Here is a 1051-nt window from a genome sequence, read left to right on the forward strand (position 1 = left end):
GCGCGGCCCCCGGATCGTGGTGCGCAACCCCGGCCTGGAACGGTTCTTCATGGAGGCGCCGATGGCGCCGGCCTGGGCGTCGATCTTCCCGCACGGCGACCACGTGGTGCTCGGCGGCGGCCAGCGACGCAGCGACGACACCACCCCCGATCCGGCCGAGGAGGCCGACGTCCTCGCCCGGTGCGTCGCGATCGAACCCGCCCTGGCCGCCGCCGAGGTCCTCGAACACACAGTCGGGCTGCGTCCCGGCCGGGCGGCGCCGCGCGTGGCGGCGCAGCGGCGCGGCGACGCGCTCGTCGTGCACAACTACGGCCACGCGGGCAACGGCGTGATGCTGTCCTGGGGCTGCGCCCGCGACGCCGCCGCGCTCGCCCTCGGCGCCGCGCCGTCCGCCTGACGGCACGGTCAGGACACGGCGGTACGCACCAGCTCGGCGAGCTTCTTCTCCACCTCCGGGCTCCACCGCACCAGCGCGAACGACGCCGGCCACATGTCGCCGTCGTCGAGGTTCGCCGCCTCCTGGAAGCCCACCGTCGAGTAGCGGTACTTGAACTTCCCCGCGTCCTGGAAGAACACGACGATCTTGCCGGCGGCGTTGGCGTACGCGGGCATGCCGTACCAGGTCTTCGGCGCCAGCTCCGGCGCGGCGGACATGATCGTCATGTGCACGCGCTCGGCCAGCTCGCGGTCCTCCGGCGCCATCTGCGCGATCCGGTCGAGCACCGCCTGCAGGTCGTCGGCCTTCTTGGCGCCCTTCCTGCCCTCGGCGCGCAGCTCGGCCGCGCGCTCCTTCATCGCGGCGCGTTCCTCGGCAGTGAACCCGTCGGACATCTCGATCCCCCCTCGTGACTCGCGGTCCGCGTGGTGCCGACCGCCTGGCAGCAACGCTATGGCCCGGCGGTGGGCGCCCGCTTCTCGATTCCTGACCACCTGCCGGGACCACGGCGACCCGGCGCGGCACCTACCATCGCGGCCATGGCAACCCGGCTCGTACAGATCAACATGAAGGCACACGACGAGGTCGCGCTCGGCGGCTTCTGGGCGGAGGTGT

Annotated in this window: 2 protein-coding genes and 1 pseudogene; 2 read left to right on the top strand and 1 reads right to left on the bottom strand. The window is 73.0% G+C overall.

Translation table 11 applies throughout. The annotated features are described in order from the left end of the window. The coding region (locus tag AB0L34_RS34395) for an FAD-dependent oxidoreductase (protein WP_363709860.1) at nucleotides 1–397 on the top strand (397 nt) is incomplete at its 5' end. An 8-nt stretch (nucleotides 398–405) separates the two neighbouring features. Here the strand turns inward: AB0L34_RS34395 and AB0L34_RS34400 are convergent. Beyond that, a complete protein-coding gene (locus tag AB0L34_RS34400) occupies nucleotides 406–831 on the bottom strand; it encodes a hypothetical protein (RefSeq protein WP_043325168.1) in 426 nt (141 codons plus the stop codon). A 33-nt stretch (nucleotides 832–864) separates the two neighbouring features. On the opposite strand from AB0L34_RS34400, the pseudogene AB0L34_RS34405 reads away from it, so the two are divergent. Then, nucleotides 865–1051 (top strand): annotated as a pseudogene (locus AB0L34_RS34405) (hypothetical protein); the annotation flags it as partial.

It is taken from the genome of Micromonospora sp. NPDC052213 (assembly GCF_040679695.1).
Lineage (GTDB): Bacteria > Actinomycetota > Actinomycetes > Mycobacteriales > Micromonosporaceae > Micromonospora.

Excerpts from the sequence above, each read along its gene's own strand:
- AB0L34_RS34400 (WP_043325168.1), bottom strand. The coding sequence starts at position 831 with ATGTCCGACGGGTTCACTGCCGAGGAACGCGCCGCGATGAAGGAGCGC.